Source organism: Pseudomonas sp. BCRC 81390, assembly GCF_030341915.1.
Taxonomy (GTDB): domain Bacteria; phylum Pseudomonadota; class Gammaproteobacteria; order Pseudomonadales; family Pseudomonadaceae; genus Aquipseudomonas.
The window spans coordinates 233,455-252,562 of record NZ_JATAAG010000013.1 but is presented as its reverse complement, the minus strand read 5'-3'; the positions used below and the strand labels follow the sequence as shown (position 1 = coordinate 252,562).

13 protein-coding genes are annotated in these 19,108 nt (G+C 63.2%); 5 read left to right on the top strand and 8 right to left on the bottom strand.

The window, feature by feature from the left end; all coding sequences use genetic code 11:
• Positions 1 to 10: 10 nt before the first annotated feature.
• Together QSV36_RS07710 and QSV36_RS07705 are read right to left on the bottom strand one after the other, a co-directional pair.
• A complete protein-coding gene (locus tag QSV36_RS07710) occupies positions 11 to 856 on the bottom strand; it encodes an AAA family ATPase (RefSeq protein ID WP_170031400.1) in 846 nt (281 codons plus the stop codon).
• Positions 857 to 1,072: 216 nt separating this feature from the next.
• Positions 1,073 to 2,152, bottom strand: coding sequence for a DUF748 domain-containing protein (locus QSV36_RS07705; protein ID WP_289131058.1), 1,080 nt, complete (start codon positions 2,150 to 2,152; stop codon positions 1,073 to 1,075).
• A 134-nt stretch (positions 2,153 to 2,286) separates the two neighbouring features.
• Between QSV36_RS07705 and cysK the strand changes: the two genes are divergently transcribed.
• Together cysK and QSV36_RS07695 are read left to right on the top strand one after the other, a co-directional pair.
• A complete protein-coding gene (cysK, locus tag QSV36_RS07700) occupies positions 2,287 to 3,261 on the top strand; it encodes a cysteine synthase A (RefSeq protein WP_289131057.1) in 975 nt (324 codons plus the stop codon).
• Positions 3,262 to 3,433: 172 nt separating this feature from the next.
• Complete coding sequence (locus QSV36_RS07695) at positions 3,434 to 4,369, top strand: aspartyl/asparaginyl beta-hydroxylase domain-containing protein (protein WP_225778809.1); 936 nt, start codon at positions 3,434 to 3,436, stop codon at positions 4,367 to 4,369.
• Positions 4,370 to 4,418: 49 nt separating this feature from the next.
• Here QSV36_RS07695 and QSV36_RS07690 read toward each other — a convergent pair whose 3' ends face one another.
• The 3 genes from QSV36_RS07690 to azu form a co-directional block, all read right to left on the bottom strand.
• Positions 4,419 to 5,576, bottom strand: coding sequence for an ATP-binding protein (locus tag QSV36_RS07690; protein WP_289131056.1), 1,158 nt, complete (start codon positions 5,574 to 5,576; stop codon positions 4,419 to 4,421).
• Positions 5,577 to 5,721: 145 nt separating this feature from the next.
• On the bottom strand, positions 5,722 to 7,374 hold the full coding sequence (locus QSV36_RS07685) for a cyclic peptide export ABC transporter (protein WP_289131055.1): 1,653 nt from the start codon (positions 7,372 to 7,374) through the stop codon (positions 5,722 to 5,724).
• Positions 7,375 to 7,407: 33 nt separating this feature from the next.
• Positions 7,408 to 7,857, bottom strand: a complete 450-nt coding sequence (gene azu / locus QSV36_RS07680) for an azurin (RefSeq protein ID WP_289131054.1) — start codon at positions 7,855 to 7,857, stop codon at positions 7,408 to 7,410.
• A gap of 181 nt (positions 7,858 to 8,038) precedes the next feature.
• Here azu and QSV36_RS07675 point away from each other — a divergent pair, with 181 nt between their 5' ends.
• Together QSV36_RS07675 and QSV36_RS07670 are read left to right on the top strand one after the other, a co-directional pair.
• Positions 8,039 to 9,022: a TauD/TfdA family dioxygenase gene (locus QSV36_RS07675; protein WP_289131053.1), complete on the top strand. Its 984-nt coding sequence runs from the start codon at positions 8,039 to 8,041 to the stop codon at positions 9,020 to 9,022.
• A gap of 474 nt (positions 9,023 to 9,496) precedes the next feature.
• Positions 9,497 to 9,757 carry a DUF3077 domain-containing protein gene (locus tag QSV36_RS07670; RefSeq protein WP_289131052.1) on the top strand — a complete coding sequence of 87 codons (261 nt, stop codon included), beginning with the start codon at positions 9,497 to 9,499 and terminating at the stop codon, positions 9,755 to 9,757.
• A 136-nt stretch (positions 9,758 to 9,893) separates the two neighbouring features.
• Here the strand turns inward: QSV36_RS07670 and QSV36_RS07665 are convergent, their stop codons facing one another.
• From QSV36_RS07665 to QSV36_RS25890, 3 genes are all read right to left on the bottom strand, one after another.
• Positions 9,894 to 10,499, bottom strand: a complete 606-nt coding sequence (locus QSV36_RS07665; protein ID WP_289131051.1) for a hypothetical protein — start codon at positions 10,497 to 10,499, stop codon at positions 9,894 to 9,896.
• A gap of 390 nt (positions 10,500 to 10,889) precedes the next feature.
• Positions 10,890 to 11,405: a hypothetical protein gene (locus tag QSV36_RS25895; protein ID WP_353853220.1), complete on the bottom strand. Its 516-nt coding sequence runs from the start codon at positions 11,403 to 11,405 to the stop codon at positions 10,890 to 10,892.
• The gene (locus tag QSV36_RS25890) at positions 11,402 to 12,295 is read right to left on the bottom strand and encodes a PAAR domain-containing protein (RefSeq protein WP_353853219.1); all 894 of its coding nucleotides are present in this window, start codon (positions 12,293 to 12,295) and stop codon (positions 11,402 to 11,404) included. Before QSV36_RS25890 ends, QSV36_RS25895 begins: the two co-directional genes overlap by 4 nt.
• Positions 12,296 to 12,640: 345 nt before the next feature.
• On the opposite strand from QSV36_RS25890, the gene QSV36_RS07655 reads away from it, so the two are divergent.
• Entirely contained in the window at positions 12,641 to 19,108 is a 6,468-nt protein-coding gene (locus QSV36_RS07655; RefSeq protein WP_289131050.1) for a non-ribosomal peptide synthetase, read from the top strand.

Sequence of the window (19,108 nt, the reverse complement as noted above, 5' to 3'; positions counted from 1 at the left end):
CCGGCTCCTGTCAGCGGTTGCCGCGCCGGCTCATGAAGGCCAGGCGTTCGAGCAGCTGTACGTCCTGCTCGTTCTTCACCAGGGCCCCGGCCAGCGGCGGGATGGCCTTGGTCGGGTCGCGTTCGCGCAGTACCGCTTCCCCGATGTTGTCGGCCATCAACAGCTTGAGCCAGTCGACCAGCTCGGAGGTGGACGGCTTTTTCTTCAGGCCTGGCACCTTGCGCACGTCGAAGAACACATCAAGCGCTTCGCTGACCAGTGCCTGGCTGATGTTGGGGTAGTGCACGTCGACGATCTGCTGCAGGGTGGTGCGGTCGGGGAAGGCGATGTAGTGGAAGAAGCAGCGGCGCAGGAAGGCGTCCGGCAGTTCCTTCTCGTTGTTGGAGGTGATGATGATGATCGGGCGCTGCTTGGCCTTGATGGTCTCGTCGATTTCGTAGACGTAGAACTCCATCTTGTCCAGTTCCTGCAGCAGGTCGTTGGGGAACTCGATGTCGGCCTTGTCGATTTCATCGATCAGCAGGATCACCCGCTCTTCGGCCTCGAACGCTTCCCAGAGCTTGCCTTTCTTCAGGTAGTTGCGCACGTCGTGGACCTTGTCCACGCCCAGCTGCGAGTCGCGCAGGCGGCTGACCGCATCGTACTCGTACAGGCCTTGGTGGGCCTTGGTGGTGGATTTGATGTGCCAGGTGATCAGCCGTGCGCCGAACGAGGCGGCCAGCTGCTCGGCGAGCATGGTCTTGCCGGTGCCGGGTTCGCCCTTGACCAGCAAGGGGCGTTCGAGGGTGATGGCCGCGTTTACCGCCAGTTTCAGGTCGTCTGTGGCGACGTAGTCGCGGGTGCCTTCGAACTTCATGGGGTCTGTCCTCTGCCGTATGCCTGTCAGGGCCTCTTCGCGGGCACGCCCGCTCCCACAGGCATTGCACAACCTTGCGGATCTGTGGGGTACCTGTGGGAGCGGGCATGCCCGCGAAAAGCCCAAAACCTGTTTTCGATTTGTCACCGACTATAACGCGGGGTTCGCCGACTGCAAACGCAGACCGGGTATTCAGTCCCTGAATGCCCCGTCACTTCAGCCTCGGTCAGAATCCGGCGCATCACGCTCATAGCGCGCATTGAATGCCTGGATGAACCCGTTGCGCAGGATCTGCAGGAACGCCTCGAAGGCGCTGATATCCTGCTTGCGTACGCTGCCACTCAATTCCACGCGGGTCGCGAACTGGTTCTTCGGCTGGTTTTTCAATACCGTCTCGGTCGCGCCCACCAACGCCTCCCAGACCGAGCGGAAGAAGCCTTTGTCCTTTTCTTCGACATCCTGCTGCCAGTCGAACACATCCACATCGCGCAACAGCGGCTTGATGTAGCCGTTCAAGCGGCCATTGGTGGCCTCGGCTTCGATCACCACGTCGCCGTGCCCGGCGTTGAAGTCGAACTTGCCATAGGCGCTGGCGAAGTCATTGAGCTTGCGCAGCTCGATACCGGTGGCGCGCAGGCGGAACTCGAAGTCGTCGAAATTGCTGAACGGGTCGAACGTGGCGCGGCTTTCCACCTTGGCATCGCCCACCATCAGCGCCGTGCCCTCGAAACTGGCGTCGCGTCGGCCTTGTTCGTCGCGGATGTTGGTAAGGTTGCGAATGCTGGCGTTGAGCTGGGTGGCCTTGAGGTTGACCGGTGGCTTCGAGTTGAAGTTGCGGAAGGTCAGCACGCCATCGTCGATGCGTACTTCGTTGAGGGTGATGGGCAGCAGTTTTTCCAGTTGCTGGCGCCAGTCGGTGCCCTGGCCGGTCTGCGAGTTCTGCTTGTTGCCGCCGTCGACGAAGTTCAGTTCGGGCCGGTCGAACACTACTTCGGCTACCACAGCGCGGTCGTACCAGAGGGCGTGCCAGCTCACCGACAGGTCGATCAGCGGGGCGTCGAGGAACGGTACCGGCACCTTGCCGGTGGTCTTGACGATCTTCAGCCCGTTGATCTGGTACGCGCCGCGCCACCAGGCCAGGTCGACGTCGGTTATCTGGCCACGGTAGTCGCCCATGTCGGCCAGCTTGTCGTTGAGGTAGTTGCGCACCAGGTAGGGCAGGGCCAGGTGCAGCGCCAGCAACAGCACGATCAGGCTGGCCAGGCCGATCAACGGCCAGCGGTAACGGGCTCTCATCAGCGTGTCTCCAAGGCAGCATGTGCGGTTGACCGCAACGCGGCTCGCTGAGTTCGAACGGGCTTTACGGGCTACCGGGGCGGGCTTACCCTTGAGGTCTTTCCCTGCTCGTTTTCCTGTCAAGGACCCCTGCCATGAGCCGTATCTTTGCCGACAACGCCCATTCCATCGGTAACACGCCGTTGGTGCAGATCAACCGCATCGCCCCGCGCGGGGTGACCATCCTGGCCAAGATCGAAGGGCGCAACCCGGGTTACTCGGTCAAATGCCGCATCGGTGCGAACATGGTCTGGGACGCCGAAAGCAGCGGCAAGCTCAAGCCGGGCATGACCATCGTCGAGCCCACCTCGGGCAATACCGGCATCGGCCTGGCCTTCGTCGCCGCTGCCCGTGGCTACAAGCTGATGCTGACCATGCCCGCCTCGATGAGCCTGGAGCGGCGCAAGGTGCTGAAGGCGCTGGGCGCCGAGTTGGTGCTGACCGACCCGGCCAAGGGCATGAAGGGCGCCATCGAGAAGGCCAACGAAATCGTCGCCTCCGACCCGGCCCAGTACTTCCTGCCCGGCCAGTTCGAAAACCCGGCCAACCCGGCGATCCACGAGAAGACCACCGGCCCGGAAATCTGGAACGATACCGATGGCGCGGTGGATGTGCTGGTGGCCGGCGTGGGCACTGGCGGTACCATCACTGGCGTGTCGCGCTACATCAAGCAGACCCAGGGCAAGGCGATCACTTCGGTGGCTGTGGAACCCCTGGCCTCGCCGCTGATTACCCAGACCTTGGCCGGCGAGGAGCTCAAGCCCAGCCCGCACAAGATCCAGGGCATCGGCGCCGGCTTCGTGCCGAAGAACCTTGACCTGTCGATGGTCGACCAGGTGATGACCGTGACCGATGAGGAATCCAAGGCCATGGCTATCCGCCTGATGCAGGAAGAGGGCATCCTCTGCGGTATTTCCTGTGGTGCGGCGATGGCGGCGGCCGTGCGCCTGGCCGAGAAACCGGAAATGCAGGGCAAGACCATCGTCGTGATTTTGCCCGACTCCGGTGAGCGTTACCTGTCCAGCATGTTGTTCGCCGACATGTTCAGCGAGCAGGAAAACCAGCAGTAAATGGCCTGGCGCTGACCCGGCGCAACGTTCCCTGGCCGGGTTCATTGCAAAATCTTCATCAATGAGTTGCCGCCCAGGTTGTTTTTACACCGGCGGCAGCGGTTTATGATGGCAGGATGATTTACAGGAGTGCAGGGCCCCTGGCGCTGTCTCGTCCTCAAGGAGTGAAAGCATGACCTTTTCCTTTGCAGCCAAGGCGGGTGTCTTGCTGGTGTTTTTCGGCAGTGTGTTGTTCGTGCACCTGCGCGGCAAGGCTCGCTTGCCGGTGTTGCGCCAGTTCGTCAACCATTCGGCGCTGTTCGCCCCCTATAACAGCCTGATGTACCTGTTTTCCGGTGTGCCGTCCAAGCCTTACCTGGATCGCCAGCGCTTCCCCGAGCTGGATGTGCTCAAGGACAACTGGCAGGAAATCCGCGAAGAGGCCATGCGTCTGTTCGACGAGGGCTATATCCGCGCCGCCGAGAAGGACAACGATGCCGGTTTCGGTTCGTTCTTCAAGAAAGGCTGGAAGCGCTTCTACCTGAAGTGGTACGACAAGCCGCTGCCCTCGGCTGAAACCCTTTGCCCGCGTACTGTCGAGCTGGTCAGCAGCATCCCCAACGTCAAGGGCGCGATGTTTGCCCTGCTGCCGGGTGGCAGCCACCTCAACCCGCACCGCGACCCGTTCGCCGGTTCCTTGCGCTACCACTTGGGGCTGTCCACGCCCAACTCCGACGCCTGCCGCATCTACGTCGATGGCGAGGAGTACGCCTGGCGGGATGGCGAGGATGTGATGTTCGACGAAACCTACGTGCACTGGGTGAAGAACGAGACCGACGTTACCCGGGTGATCCTGTTCTGCGACATCGAACGCCCGCTGAGCAGCCCCTTGATGACCCGCATCAACCGCAAGGTCAGCGCCTTCCTCGGCCGTGCTACCGCACCGCAGAACACCGACGACGAGCGCGTGGGCGGGATCAACCAGGCCTATGCCTGGAGCAAGCGCTTCAGCAACCGCATCAGCGCCCAGGTGAAGCAGTTCAAGCGCGCCAACCCCAAGGCCTACCGCGTCTTGCGGCCGGTGCTGGCGGTGCTGGTGGCCTATCTGCTGTATCGCTGGTTGTTCTGATTCCCGCCTCGGGGGCTGCCGTGCAGCCCCCTGTGCAGTTCCAGGCTGCTCAGGCAAGGCCCTGCAGCAGGCCATCGGCCCGTACGATATCGACGATTACCTGTTCGTCTACCGCATACACCCCGCGTGATGCTTTCCATACCAGTTGCTTTTCCTGCAGGGCGATGAGTGCCTGCTGTACCCCCGGCACCTCGGCCTTCACTTCATTGGCAGCCATGCCTGCCAGTTCCATCGCCTTGGCGTACAAGGCCAGGGTCGGGGCCTCGAACGGCGCATAGTCGTTACCTTTGACGCACATCACCCGCAACACTGCGGACTGGATCGGGGTGAGGCTGTGGATCACTTTTTTCAGGCTTGCGTTCAAGTCATCGGCCTGGGCCCGGACCAGTTCGCTGAACCGCGCCGGAATGGCCTGGGGCTCGATGCTGAAGTCGAAGCGGATTTCATCCGCTGCGGCGCCCAACAGTTCCGGGCGGTAGCCGCTTTCCCTGAACAGCTGGAACACCTCGCTTGGGTCAAGCGCGCAGGGCAGGTCGATGTTGGCGCAAAGCCAGTCGATGAAGTCCTGGTCCAACGTCGGGAACTGCACCATCGAGGCGCCGAAGAATGCCTGGTCCTTGCTGTTGCGCAGCATCGCCAGCTTGTCCCGGTTCGAGCCTGTGCAGACGATGCGCAGGCCATGGTGCTTGGAGCTGTTGAGCTCGTCCCGGGCGGCCTTGAGGGCGAACAGGGCGGCTGTACCGGCTTCCGTGGTGATGGCGTGCTGGGCTTCGTCGATGATCAGGACAATGATCTTGTGCGACTCATCGGAGAGTGCCACCAGGGCGCTGGTGAGGTCGATATCCTGCCCGAGGCCGATCTTGTCCAGGCTGAAATTCAGCCCTCCAATCGTGACCTTTTCCATGCCGGACGCCTTCGCCAGCCGCGTGATGAAGCCTTCGTTACGACCCACCGCATCACGCACCGCTTCGACGATGACCTGGCCTGGATCCTTGGTCAGGTCTTTCCACAGGTCGGCATACAGCACGATCGCCCCTGCAGCTTCGAGGGCAGGGCGCAGGTCCTCACGGGCGAAGGTAGATTTGCCGGTGCGCCGTGGCGCCGCGAGAAATACGCCGGAGCTGGCAGCGCTGCCCACGGCGACATGCAGGATCAACTGCGACAGGCGGGATGCGAGCGCCGGGCGGTGGTAGACGGTTTCAGGCATAGCTGCACCTCCATACGAATCTATAGCCGACTATAGACCGACTATAGATTGATTATAGGTTTTCGTAGGGCAGCCAGTTTATAGCGAATTATAGAACGATTATAGAGCGATTATGGCGACCGCTGGCGAACCGACTGTATCGCCTTCATGCCGGCGCCAGCGCAGTGACCACCTTCCCCCGGCTAAGGTGCACCAGCTTATCGGCGGTATCGAAATAGCGGTCATCATGCGAGATCACGATGATGGTCTTGCCCATGCGTTTCAGGTCCGGCAGCAGTTCGGTGTAGAACACCCGGCGGAAGGTTGGGTCCTGGTCCGCCGCCCATTCGTCGAACACCAGCACCGGTCGCCCGCCCAGCCAGGCGTTGACCAGCGCCAGGCGCTTGCGCTGCCCGGTCGACAGGTCGGTGGTGGTGAAGGCGCCATCGCGCACGCTCACCTTGTGGGCGATTTCCAGGCGTTCCAGGTAGCGCGTGGCATCGCCGGGCAGGCTGTGTTCGTGCTCGGGCAGGTCGTCGAACAGGTAGTAGTCGGCAAACACCGTGGTGAACAGTTGGCGATAGTCGTCCAGCCCCTGCGGGCCGACAGCCTTGCCATTCAGGCGCACCTCGCCGCGTTGCGGGGTATACAGGCCCAGCAGCAGTTTGATCAGCGTGGTCTTGCCGCAGCCGTTCTCGCCGACGATGAACAGGATCTCGCCCGGCTCGATGCGCAGGTTCAGCGGCCCTACGTGGAACGGTTCGTGGCCGTCCACCGCAGGGTAGCTGTACTCGACGTTGTGCAGCTCCAGGTGGGCGCGGGGCGGTGCGGTGCATTCGGCCGATGGCTCCAGCAGCAGGTGTGGCTCGGGCGACGAGAAGCGCTCGGCCAGGTCGGCAATGCGCCGGAACGCCACCTGGGCACGGCCGAGGATCGGCAGGTTGCTGATCAAGGTTTCCAGCGGGCCTTTCATGTACAACAGCACCAGCACGAAGCCGCTCATCACCGCCGGGTCGTTGCTGGGCCACAGCGACTGCAAGGCCAGGGTCAGGCCGATGACCACGAAGAACAGCATCGAGCCCAGGCTCTTGGCCATGACGAAAATGTTGATGGCGCGGATATGCGTGCTGGCGATGAAATCAGCGGTGCCCTGGATGTTGCGGGTCAGCATGGCGTGGCGGCGGCGGCGGTCGATGCGCAGCTCCTTGGCGCCTTCGGCGATGGCCGAGTAGTGCTTCTGCAGGTTGTCTTCGGCATCGCGGGCGGCGTTAAAGCCGGCGACGCCTTTTTGCCGGGCGATGTACTGCACGCCGCTGCCGATGCCGATCGCCGCCAGGGTAATGAGGAATATCGGCCACGACAGCCACGCCAGGTAGGCCAGGCAGCCGGACACGGTGGTGAGCGAGATGGCCAGCGGGGCGAAGGCGAAGGCGAAGTCGCTGATGGTGTCAACGTCGCGGGTCAGCACCGGGATCAGGCGGTGGCTGCGGTAGCGTTCGATCTGCTCGATGGGGGCCGACAGCACTTTGGCCCCGAGGTCCTTGCGCAGCCGGGCGATAACCTTTTGGCCGACGTAATTGGTGCCGCTGTCAGCGGCCACGCTGCTGACCAGGGCCAGCAGGCACAGGCCGGCGAAGGCCAGCAGCAGGCCCTGGCTCATGCCGCCCGGTGCATGCAGGCCCTGGTTGACGGTGGCCAGCAGGGCGGTCACCGCCAGGCCGCCGAGCATGCCCAGCAGCACCGAGACGAGCACTGCCATGCGGTAGGGTTGGAGCAGGCCCAGCAGTTCGCGGATGGCCCCGGGAGAAGAGGTTTTCATGAAACGTGATCTCGCTGGTGGAGTAGGGCTCGGTCAGCTGCCGAGGGTCAGGGTGCCCTTCATCAGGGTGCTGTGGAACGGGAACGAGCAGTAGAAGCTGTAGGCGGTACCGGCTTTCAGCAGCTTGGTATCGAAGGTGACGCTGTCCTGCTCGCCGCCGCCGATCAGGCGGGTGTGGGCGAGCACCCGGGTGTCGCCGGGCTGGATGTAGTCGTGCACCTCGCCGGCCTTCTGGCCATCGTCGAGTACCCCCTGCATGTCGGCCTGGGTGCTCAGCACCCAGTTGTGGCCCATCACGTGCTTCGGCATGGCGCCAGGATGGGTGAGGGTGACCGTGAACGCACTGCAGGCCGCCGGCACGCTGATGGCGGGCTTGTCGAATGTCATCTGGTCGGTGCCATGGATTTCCACGGCGCATCGTTGCGCCGACCAGGCGGTCGGGGCAGCGGCGAGCAGGGTGAGGAGCAGGAGCTGGCGAGTCATGTACGGTTCCTGGGCGATAAAAGGGGGCACATCGTTCAGACGAACCGGCGCGCCCTGGCTTTACCTGTGGCTGCGGGGCGGGTGAATTTCGCGCAGGGCCGCTCGTTCATCTAGTCAGGCGCTGCCATGGCGCACATCCCGATTTCGCCGCCAACGCGGCCCTGGCTTGAGGTGACCGGACATGAGTGAACTGCTGAGCTTCGCGATCGAACCGCTGGACGCCGCGCGCGGCAACCTGCCGTTACTGGTGCGCGCGCCGGAGCCGGGCATCGACCTGCTGGAAGCGTTTGCCGAGCTGCAGCCGCTGGTGGACCGCCACCTGCTGCAGGCCGGCGGCATCCTGTTCCGCGGCTTCGAGGTGGCGGGCGCCGAAGCCTTCCGCCAGTTCGCCGCGGCCTTTGGCCACCCGCTGCTCAACTACGAGTTTGGCTCTACCCCGCGCAGCAACGTGACCCAGGGCGTATACACCTCCACCGAATACCCGGCGCACCAGCGCATCCCCTTGCACAACGAGCAGGCCTACACCCTGGAATGGCCGATGAAGATCTGGTTCTACAGCGTGCTCCCCGCCGAGACCGGTGGTGAGACACCGATTGCCGACAGCCGCGAGGTGTACCGGCGCATGCCGGCGCGCATTCGTGAGCGGCTGGTGGAAAAAGGGCTGATGTACGTGCGCAACTACGGCAACGGCCTGGACGTGGAATGGTCGCAGGTGTTCAACACGGAAGACCCGCGCCAGGTCGAGGCCTATTGCCGGGCGCATGCCATCGAGTGCATCTGGAAGGACGACGGCGAATTGCGCACCCGCCAGCGCTGCCAGGTGGTGGCGCGGCATCCGCTGACCGGGGAGGACGTGTGGTTCAACCAGGCGCACCTGTTCCATGTGTCGAACCTGCAGCCAGAGGTGCGTGAGTCGTTGATGGACATCGTCGAGGAAGAGGACCTGCCGCGTAACGTGTACTACGGCGACGGTACGGCCATCGAGGATTCCTTGCTCGATGAGGTGCGCGGGGTGCTGGATGACTGCACCATCAGCTTCCCTTGGTTGGAAAACGATGTGCTGATGCTCGACAACATGCTCGCGGCGCATGCGCGGGCGCCGTTTACCGGCAAGCGCAAGGTGGTGGTGGCGATGGCGCAGGGGTATAGGGAGGTGCTGAGCTGATTTGGGCGTGAGGGCTGCCATGTGCCTGGCTTGAGAGGTGTGGTGCCTATGAGATCGAGCGCCCCCCGGCGGCGCTCGATCTCATAGGCACTGAAAGCGCTGTGGCGAACACCTGTCGGCCCAGATGTATTCCCAAGACATGCGACCTGCAACCTGACAACAATCCCAGACTCTTCTTACACCTCGGGACTGGCAACTCCAACCCCTGCGAAATACCCTACAACCCCTGTCGACACCCGTCTGATTGTTCCTGCAAATCTCGCCCTCTAGGCTTTGTCCGTCGCTGACGGTTCAGCGATCGGGTGTGGAAACCCGCAGCAAGCATTTCAGGTTATGTCGTTCATGGCGGCTGTACCCGGGAGGCCTTGTGCCTACCGAGTTTTCCCTGAATGCACTCGGGTTTCCACCCCGTGTACAGCCGCCACCCTTCGTGTGGAAACGGAAGAGGCGGTCAACGAGCATTCTGGAAAACCCATGACCGACGACACCAAAACCACCCCCGGCGTTACCTACTTCTACCAAGGCGAAGGCCAAACCCATCCATTGTTCCGTATCGCCGAGGGCATTCCCTGTCGCAGCGCCCGGGAGCAAGCCTCGGAGCTGATGGGCTATGCACGCGACTTTTCACTGACCGGTTTGATGGATGGCGACCAGCAGATGCTCTGGGCTTCGCATTACTTTGCAGCCATGGCCAAGGCGCTGCTGGATGATGCCGAGTTGGGTTTGATGCGCTGATCTTTGTATAGGCTGGGCCGGCTCATTAGCGGGTGAACCCGCTCCCACAGAGGTTGTGCATAGACTGAAAAATGCGCTAGCTCTGTAGAAATGGGTTCCCCGGGGTGAGTCCTCAGGCAAGACTAGCCAGTGCGGGTTATTGCATTAATGGTGCGTAAGCCGACAAAAAGCCAAAAATGGCGGTGATGGGCATCCAGCAGATAATCAGCCATAGAACATTTGCCCAAGTTATTTTTGAGTTTTTAAACCCGCAGGCATCACCCTCGCAAACATTGGCTGATTGCTGCATCTGCACCATTGCTACCGAGAAAAAGGTGGAGTAGAGGAGTGTGAGCATGATCGGAATCATGGTGAAAAAGGAGAGTGGCAGGCTGTCAAGAAACTTTTCGGATATATAGAATTCCCAGCACACTATCAATAGGATAGGTGTGTAAAGCATCAGAGAGACACCGATCGCACTACCTTCTACTGGCTGATTCGTTTGAGTACAGCGAGCGACGATTTTTTTCATCAAGAAGAATATTGTGAAAGCGCCGAATATTGTACAAAGCAGCGGGATGAGTCTGAGGCCATGCTGACCCCTGATGAGTAACCAGTGTCGATAGTTCCAGTAATAAAGGTAAAGCCCCATTGATAAGGAAGCCATAATTATGAGTTTTGAAATGGAAATCACATAGAGTTGTGTTTTTTTGGAGTGCGAGGTGGTTAGCGATTCCGGATGGTGCTTCTGGTCTGAGCTCATAGGGTAGCTTCTCATTTTATCAGCTTTATTAGGTAGTATGCCGCTACCCATACAATGCCAATGGTGTTTAGCGAAGATGCAATAAGTATTTTTCTTCTCAAATGCCTAGGGAATTGTAAGTGATCTTGTTCATCCAGTAGTCCACTGCGAATGCTTGAAGCGGGGGAACCAATGGCGCCAGCGATTACAGAAATAACTAGAATCCTGGAACCTATTTTTTTCTCTCCCCACATGCTGGTCGCAAATGGAAGGCAAGCACTCCGTTGGAGCGCTGAGGTCATTTCTTTATATTGTCTAGAGCAGGCGATGTGTAGGTCAGATGCAAGCCCGATTAACGCGAGGAGTATAGGGGTGCCCAACAGAGCTAGTCTTAGTTTTACGTCAAGTTGGTCAATCATCTCCAAAGGCCTCGAAGACTAATTCGCCGAACTGCTCGCCAGTCTCCATACCACCTATGCTACCGGCCAAAGCGCCTCCACCGGTGATCACTACTCCGCATGCTAGGGCGTAGGGGCCGGCTCTCCAGCAAATCTTCGCCGAGATTTCGCCTGCAAGCTTCCCTGCCAACCAGCCACCAGCTAAGCCACCGGAGAAATTACCTGCCTCGGTAACGCTGACCTTTTTACAGACATTTGTGTTGCCCTCTTTGCATACCTCAGAAATTTTTAGTGCAGATCCACCCGCGCCAATAGCAAGGCCAATATGTCCTCCGGTTTTTAAATATTTGGCCATCTTGGCCAGCTTATCCAGATGTGTCGAGTAGCCAGGAATGTGTGTCGGCCCTCCCGCCTTACTCCAGTGATGCACCAAGCTTTTCGACGAGATTCCCAAGTCTCGACGCAGACTTTCATAATTTCCGAGATTGAGCCGCTTGTTCAGAACGGTCGCCTTCAGATTTGAGTTCAATTGCTTAAACAGTTTTTGACGCTCTGCAAAAAATCAGGGTGCCTAAGATGCCCGTGTTTGATGAATTGATTTTTATGCAGGTCTTCAATTTTTCGCAATATGTCGCTGATTTCATCCAGCGACTTGCCAACCATCGCCTCGCTGACCCCCATCGCTAGGCTCACATCACTGAGCAACCCGGCGATCTCGGCCTGATGGCGCATCATGAATTCGGCTTCCTCCGGCGTCAGTTCCGCTAACGCTTCTCTAGCCTGTTTCGCCGCACTCATTGCAGACAGTTCTTCGCGCGTACACACTGGTCGCCGCAGACCATCACCAATGACAAAGATCTCACCCGCCTTGAACCCCTGCTGATAGGTAGGATTCAGCCGCTCCAGAATTGACCGAGGCAGGTTGGCCTGCGGCGCGCCCAGTTCTGCCAGGACTTCCTGATAGGTCATGCAACGCGGAACGATGTAGAAGCCGGGTTCCATACCTTGTGGCGTGGGCGAGGGCTGAACTACCTCAGGCTGATAGGTACTTCTTATCGGGTTACCCGTCTGGGCCTGTGCTGGTGCCTCACGAACAGGCTCAGATGCGGGTGCCCTGCGCGAAGCCGGAGGTGCGTAGCCATTTGCAACCAGGCGATTGCTGCCCTGTGGGCACCCGCATTGCACCAGCGCTCCGTCCAGAGCCGTGGGAATACCATCCTGCCGCCAGCGGGCTTCGCCCTCGACGATGGTGCCCGCTTGTCCACATAGCGGGCAGGGTGTGGTCGGGTCGCCTTGAAGCAGCCAGTTGCGGCCATGCACGCGGCCCCTGGCCTGGCTGGCAATGCAGATCGCGCCTGTGCTGGTTTCGTCGCCGTCCAGGCCTTGGTATCGGCCGAAGATGTTCATGCGCATGCTCATGGCTCGCCTCTTTTATAAGGTGGAAGCCAGGAACCTAGCAGGCGGTAGGCGGGTATTTTCGGGGTGGAAGGGGTTTAGGAAGGGTCTTACAAGAAATAGCGATTTGGACTACGTGATTTTATTGATGGCAATGCCGGCCTCTTCGCGGGCATGCCCGCTCCCACAGGTAGTGCGCAAGCCTCGATAGCTGTGGTGTCCCTGTGGGTTGCACCCGCGATGCGCCATGCGGGCGGCGCTCGATCGCCCTGGCGCCACACCCCTCAAGACGATCACCCGCCGCCCCTAAATCAGCCCCCCATGCCTTCGTCTGACAGTTACCGCTCGACTGCCAGGACACCGCTCGACATGAATGCTGATCAAACCCTCCAGCTTGCCCGCCGCTTCATCGCGCTCGCTCCTGACAAGCGCCGCCTGTTCCTCAAGGCGCTACAAGGCGAGGGCATGGATTTCTCGGTACTGCCGATCGCGCCTGGCGTCGAGGTAGCCGAGCGTGATCAGCTGTCGTATGCCCAGCGGCGCATGTGGTTCCTCTGGCAGCTCGACCCACAGGGCGCGGCCTACAACCTGCCGCTGGCCGTCCGCCTGCACGGCCCACTGCAGCTGGCTGCCCTGCAGCAGGCCTTCGATGCCCTGGTGGCCCGCCACGAAACCCTGCGCACCCGCTTCGTCGCCGACGGCGATGACGTCCGCCAGCAGGTGGACGCCGTGGCTGCCCCGCTGCAGCTGCGCCAGGATGCCCTGGCCGAGCTGGACGAGGACGCCCGCCAGGCTGCCATCGAGACCATCGCCGAAGCCGAAGCCCTGGCCCCGTTCGACCTGGCCAGCGGCCCGCTGCTGCGCGTGCGCCTGCTGCAACTGGCCGAGCAGGAACACGTCCTGCTGCTGACCCTGCACCACATCGTCGCCGACGGTTGGTCGATGAATGTGCTGATCGACGAATTCCTGCATCTGTACGACGCAGCCGTGGCCGGCACCGATGCCGCCCTGCAGCCGCTGCCGATCCAGTACCGCGACTACGCCCTGTGGCAGCGCAGCTGGCTGCAGGCCGGCGAGCAGGAACGCCAGCTGGCCTACTGGCGGGCGCACCTGGGCGACGACCATACGCCGCTGGAGCTGCCACTGGACCGCAGCCGCCAGGGCCGGCCCAGTTACCGCGGTGCGCGCCACGAGTTCATCATCGCCGCCGACGTCGCCGAGCGCCTGCGCGGCCTGGCACGCAAGCACAACGTCACCCTGTTCATGACCTTGCTGGCCGCCTTCAAGCTGCTGCTGCAGCGCTACAGCGGCCAATCGGCGATCCGCGTCGGCGTGCCCATCGCCAACCGCAACCGAGCGGAAAGCCAGGGGCTGATCGGCTGCTTCATCAATACCCAGGTGCTGCACACCGAGATCGACCCATTGCTGGACATTGCCGGCCTGCTGCAACGCGTGCGCGAAACTGCGGTAGGCGCACAAAGCCACCAGGACCTGCCGTTCGAACAGCTGGTGGAGGCCCTGGACCTGCCGCGCAGCAGCGACAGCCCGCTGTTCCGCGTGCTGTTCAACCACCAGGCGCAGGTGGCCGATGTGCAGGCCATCGAAACCCGCAGCGGCCTGAGCCTGGCGCCGATCGCGCTGGCCAGGCACAGCGCTCGCTTCGACCTGGCACTGGATACGCACGAGCGAGCGGGGCAACTCCATGCCGCGTTCACCTATGCCACCGATGTGTTCGATGCGGCCACCATCGCAACCCTCGGCGAGCAGTGGCTGGCCCTGCTGCAGGCCCTGGCCGACGAAACGGTTGGCGCCGTCGGCGAGCTGCCGTTGCCCGGCCTGGCCGCTGCCATTGACGCGCCTGTGTGGGCTGGCGAAACCTTGCTGGTCCACCAGCGCTTTGCCGCCGCCGCCAGCCGTCACCCCGAACGCCGGGCGGTAATGGCCGCGGGCGAGCAGGCCAGCTTCGCCGAACTCGACAGTCGCGCCGAGGCCATCGCCAACCGCTTGGGCGAAGCCGGGGTCGGCCCGGACACGCTGGTCGGCGTACTGGCTGACCGCAGCGTCGGCATGCTCGCCAGTATCCTCGGTGTGCTCAAGGCCGGTGGCGCCTATCTGCCGCTGGAGCCCGGGCAACCCGCCGAGCGCCTGGCCTACCTGCTCGCCGACAGCGGCACGCAGCTGCTGCTGGCGCCTGGTGACTGGCAGGCGGAACTTCCCGGCGCGGTACAGCGCCTGGACTGGGCGCAATCCCCCAGCGGCAGTGGTACCCGTATCGTCCCGGCTCCGGGCAACCTCGCCTATGTCATCTACACCTCCGGTACCACTGGCCAGCCCAAGGGCGTGGCGATCAGCCACGCAGCCCTGGCCAACTATGTCGATGGCATCACCGCGCGCCTGCCAGTCGAGCGTATCCGCAGCATGGCGCAGGTCTCGACCCCGGCCGCGGACCTTGGCCACACCATGCTGTTCGGCGCCCTGTGCGGCGGCCATACGCTGCATCTGCTGTCCCGTCAGCAGGTGCTGGATGCCGAAGGCTTCGCGGCCTACCTGGTCGAGCACCAGGTGGATGCGCTGAAGATCGTGCCGTCGCATCTGGAGGCGATGCTGGCGGCTGGCCGTTCGGCGTTGCCGGCGCAGTGCCTGGTACTTGGCGGCGAAGCCATCGGCCCGGGCCTGCTGGCCAAGGTCCGCGCGCTGGCGCCGACGCTCAAGGTGTTCAACCACTACGGCCCGACCGAGACCACCGTCGGCGTACTGGTAGCCGAACTGAACGGGCAAGCCTGCCTCGGTCAACCGCTGGCCAACACTCGTGTTGCGCTGCTCGACCCTTGCCTGCAGCCGCTGCCCGCCAAGGCCAAGGGCGAGCTGTACATTGGTGGTGCCGGCTTGGCCAGGGGTTACCTGAACCGCCCCGCACTCACCGCCGAACGTTTCGTCCCCGACCCGAACGGCAGCCATGGTCAGCGCCTGTATCGTAGCGGTGACTGGGTGCGCCAAGGCCGCGAGCTGCAATTTGCCGGGCGCATGGACGGCCAGGTGAAAATCCGTGGCTACCGCGTGGAGCTGGGCGAAATCGAAAACCAGTTGCGCGCACTCGACGGCGTCGCCAACGCCCTGGTCCGCGTCCATGGCCAGGCGCCGCACCTGCAACTGGCCGCCTGGCTGGTGCCCAGCCAGCCACCGACAGACAGCCTGGCCTGGCAGGACGTAATCCGCGCCAGCCTGGCAGGCCTGCTGCCCGAGCACATGGTGCCGGGCCAGCTGATGGTGCTGGAGCACCTGCCGGTCACCGCCAATGGCAAGATCGACGTCAAGGCGCTGCCGGAGCCGGGCGTCAGCCTGAAGGCCTACCAGGCCCCGCAGACCGCGCTGCAGATACAGCTGGCGCAGATCTGGGCCGAGGTGCTGCACGTGCCGCAGGTAGGCCTGGGCGATAACTTCTTCGCCCTCGGCGGGCACTCGTTGCTGGCCACCCAGGCCGTGTCGCGCATACGCAAGCAGCTGGGTCTGGATATTCCGTTGCGCAGCTTGTTCGACACTGTCGACCTGCAACGCTTCGCCCAAGCAGTGGCCGAGGCTGAACAGGGCGCTGGTGTGGACATTGAAATCCTCGACCGCCGGCAACCACTGCCGGTGTCGCGTTCGCAGCACCGCCAGTGGCTGTTCTGGAAGCTCAACCCGCACAGCCTGGCCTACAACACGCCGATGGCGGTGCGCATGCAGGGCAACCTCGACCGTGCGGCGCTGCAGGCAGCGCTGGACGCCCTGGTGGCCCGCCACGAAGCGCTGCGCACGGTGTTCGTGGAAGCCGAAGGCCTGCCCTGGCAGCGCATCCTGCCAGCCGCCCCGGTACTGATCGGTTTCGAAGACCTCGGCGGCCAGGACCAGGCCGCGCAGCTACGCAAGCTGGAAGCCGAGGCCTTCGTGCCGTTCGACCTGGCGCACGGCCCGCTGCTGCGTGCGCGCCTGTTCAAGGTGCATGAGCAGGAGCACCTGTTGTCGCTGACCCTGCACCATATCGTTTCCGACGGCTGGTCGATGAGCCTGCTGGTGCGCGAGTTCGCCGCCGCCTACAACGCCGCTGCCAGCGGCCAGGCGTACACCCCCGAACCGTTGCCGGTGCAGTACGCCGACTTCGCCGCCTGGCAGCGCAAGTGGCTGGCCGAAGGGCAGATGCAGGCGCAGATCGACTACTGGAAGGCGCAGCTGGAAGACGATTTCGAGGTGCTCGAACTGCCGGCCGACCGCGTTCGCCCACAGGCCAGGAGCTACCGTGGCAGCCGCTTCGACGTGCGCCTGCCGCAGGCCCTCAGCGAGCGTCTGCGGGCACTGGCCCTGGCCGCCAATGCCACGCTGTTCCATGTGTTCCTGGCGGCCTATGCCATCGTGCTGGCGCGCTACAGCCGCAAGGGCACGCTCAACATCGGCGTGCCGGTCACCAATCGCAACCGCGTGGAGCTGGAAGGCCTGATCGGCTTCTTCATCAACGTGGTGGTGGCCCGCGTCGACGTCGATGGCAGCCAGCCGTTCGGGCAGCTGCTGGCGGCGATCAAGGAAACCACCTTGCAGGCCCAGGCCAACAAGGACGTACCTTTCCTCGAAGTGGCCGAGGCGCTGTACCCGGAGCGCGAGCAGGGCGTGAACCCGTTCTTCCAGGTACTCTACAACCACTTGCGCGACCTCGGCGAGCACGTGACCAGCGATGCGTTGCACGGTTTGCAGGTCAAGGAAGTGGACCTGCAGGAGCCGGGCGCGCAATACGATATCTCGCTCAACACCCTGGAGCGATCGGACGGGGTGACGGCATCGTTCAACTACTCCACCGACCTGTTCGACGCACCACGCATCGAACGCATGGCCGGGCACTGGCTGGCGCTGCTGGAGGCCATCTGCGCCGAGCCACAGCGCTGCATCGGTGAACTGGGCTTGCTCGGCGCTGCCGAGCGCCAGCAACTGGTCTACGGCTGGAACCCGCCACACCAGGCAGCCAGCGGCCTGTGCGCGCACCAGCTGCTGCAGCGCCAGGCGCGGGCGCGGCCCGATGCGCCAGCGCTGGTCTGTGGCGATCAGCAATTGACTTACGCCGAACTGGACCGCCGTAGCAACCAGTTGGCGCACCGCCTGCGCGCCATGGGGGTAGGGCCGGAGCGCCTGGTGGGTGTGGCCGTCGAGCGTGGCCTGGGCATGGCCTTGGCGTTGATCGCCATTCACAAGGCCGGCGGTGCCTACGTGCCGCTGGACCCGGACTACCCGCAAGAGCGCCTGGCCTGGATGATCGAAGACAGCGGCATCGGCCTGCTGCTGGCCGATGCGCCCTCGCGGGAGCGCCTGCAAGCGGGCAGGCAACTGCCCTGCGTGCTGCTGGAACCCGGTAGCGAGTGGCTGCAGGCCTGGCCCGCCGAGCCGCTGGCCAACCTGGCTGGGCCGCACAACCTGGCCTACCTGATCTATACCTCCGGCTCTACCGGCACGCCCAAGGGCGTGGCCATCGAGCATCACGCGCTGGCGCTGTTCTGCCAGGTGGCTGCGCAGTATTCGCGCCTGGGTCCGGACGACCGCGTGCTGCAGTTCGCCACCTTCAGCTTCGACGGGTTCATCGAGCAGTTCTTCCCGCCGTTGGCCCAGGGTGCCTGCGTGGTCCTGCGCGACGCGCGGGTATGGGGCACGGCGACCCTGCTGGAGGAGATCAACCGCCATGGCGTGACCGTGGCCGACCTGCCGGCCGCCTACTGGCGCCTGCTGGCTCTGGAGCGCCACAGCCCCGAAGCCTATGGCCCACTGAAGCAGATCCATGTCGGCGGCGAGGCGGTGCCGGAAGACGCCTTGCGCGCCTGGCTGGCCGATGGCCCGCCAGCGGTACGCCTGCTGAACACCTATGGCCCGACCGAAGCCACCGTGGTCGCCACCACCTACGACTGTTCGCAGATGACTGCGGCGCAGATCGGCCAGGGCGGTGTGCCCATTGGCCGCGCGTTACCGGGCCGCACCCTGTATGCCCTGGACGAGTGCCTGGCACCGACCCCGACCGGCGTGCCTGGCGAGCTGTTCATTGGCGGTGCCGGCTGCCTGGCGCGTGGTTACCACCAACGGCCGTCGCTCACCGCCGAGCGCTTCATCCCCGACCCGTTCGACCCGCTAGGCGGTGGCCGCCTGTACCGCACCGGTGACCTTGGCTACTACGACGAAAACGGCCAACTGGCCTATCGCGGCCGGGTCGATCACCAGGTGAAGGTGCGCGGTTTCCGTATCGAACTGGGCGAGATCGAGCAGTGCCTGCGGGCGCACCCGGGCGTGCGCGAAGCCACCGTGGTGGCCATCGACCTGCCCAGCGGCAAGCAACTGTGCGCCTATGCCGTGCCGACCGATGGCCACGACGCTGACCTGCGCCTGGCGTTGCAGCAACACCTCAGGGCCAGCCTGCCGCACTACATGGTCCCGGCCTGCCTGGTGACCCTGGCGGACATGCCGTTGACCCCCAGCGGCAAGCTCGACCGCAAGGCGCTGCCCCTGCCTGACCTGGGCCAGTCGCAGCACGCCTACGAGGCGCCGCAGACCGAACGGCAGCAGCAACTGGCGAGCCTCTGGGCGCAATTGCTGAACGTTGACCGGGTTGGCCTGAACGACAACTTCTTCGAACTGGGCGGCCACTCCTTGCTGGCTGCCCAGGTGGTATCGCGGATCAACCTGGAGCTGGGGCTGGACATGCCCCTGCAGCTGATCTTCACCCACCCCGAGTTGCGCGCGTTCGCCCAGGCACTGGACGAGCAGGGCCTGGCGCTGACTGACGACGGCCTGAGCGATATCGAACACATGATGAACGCATTCTCCGAGGCCTGA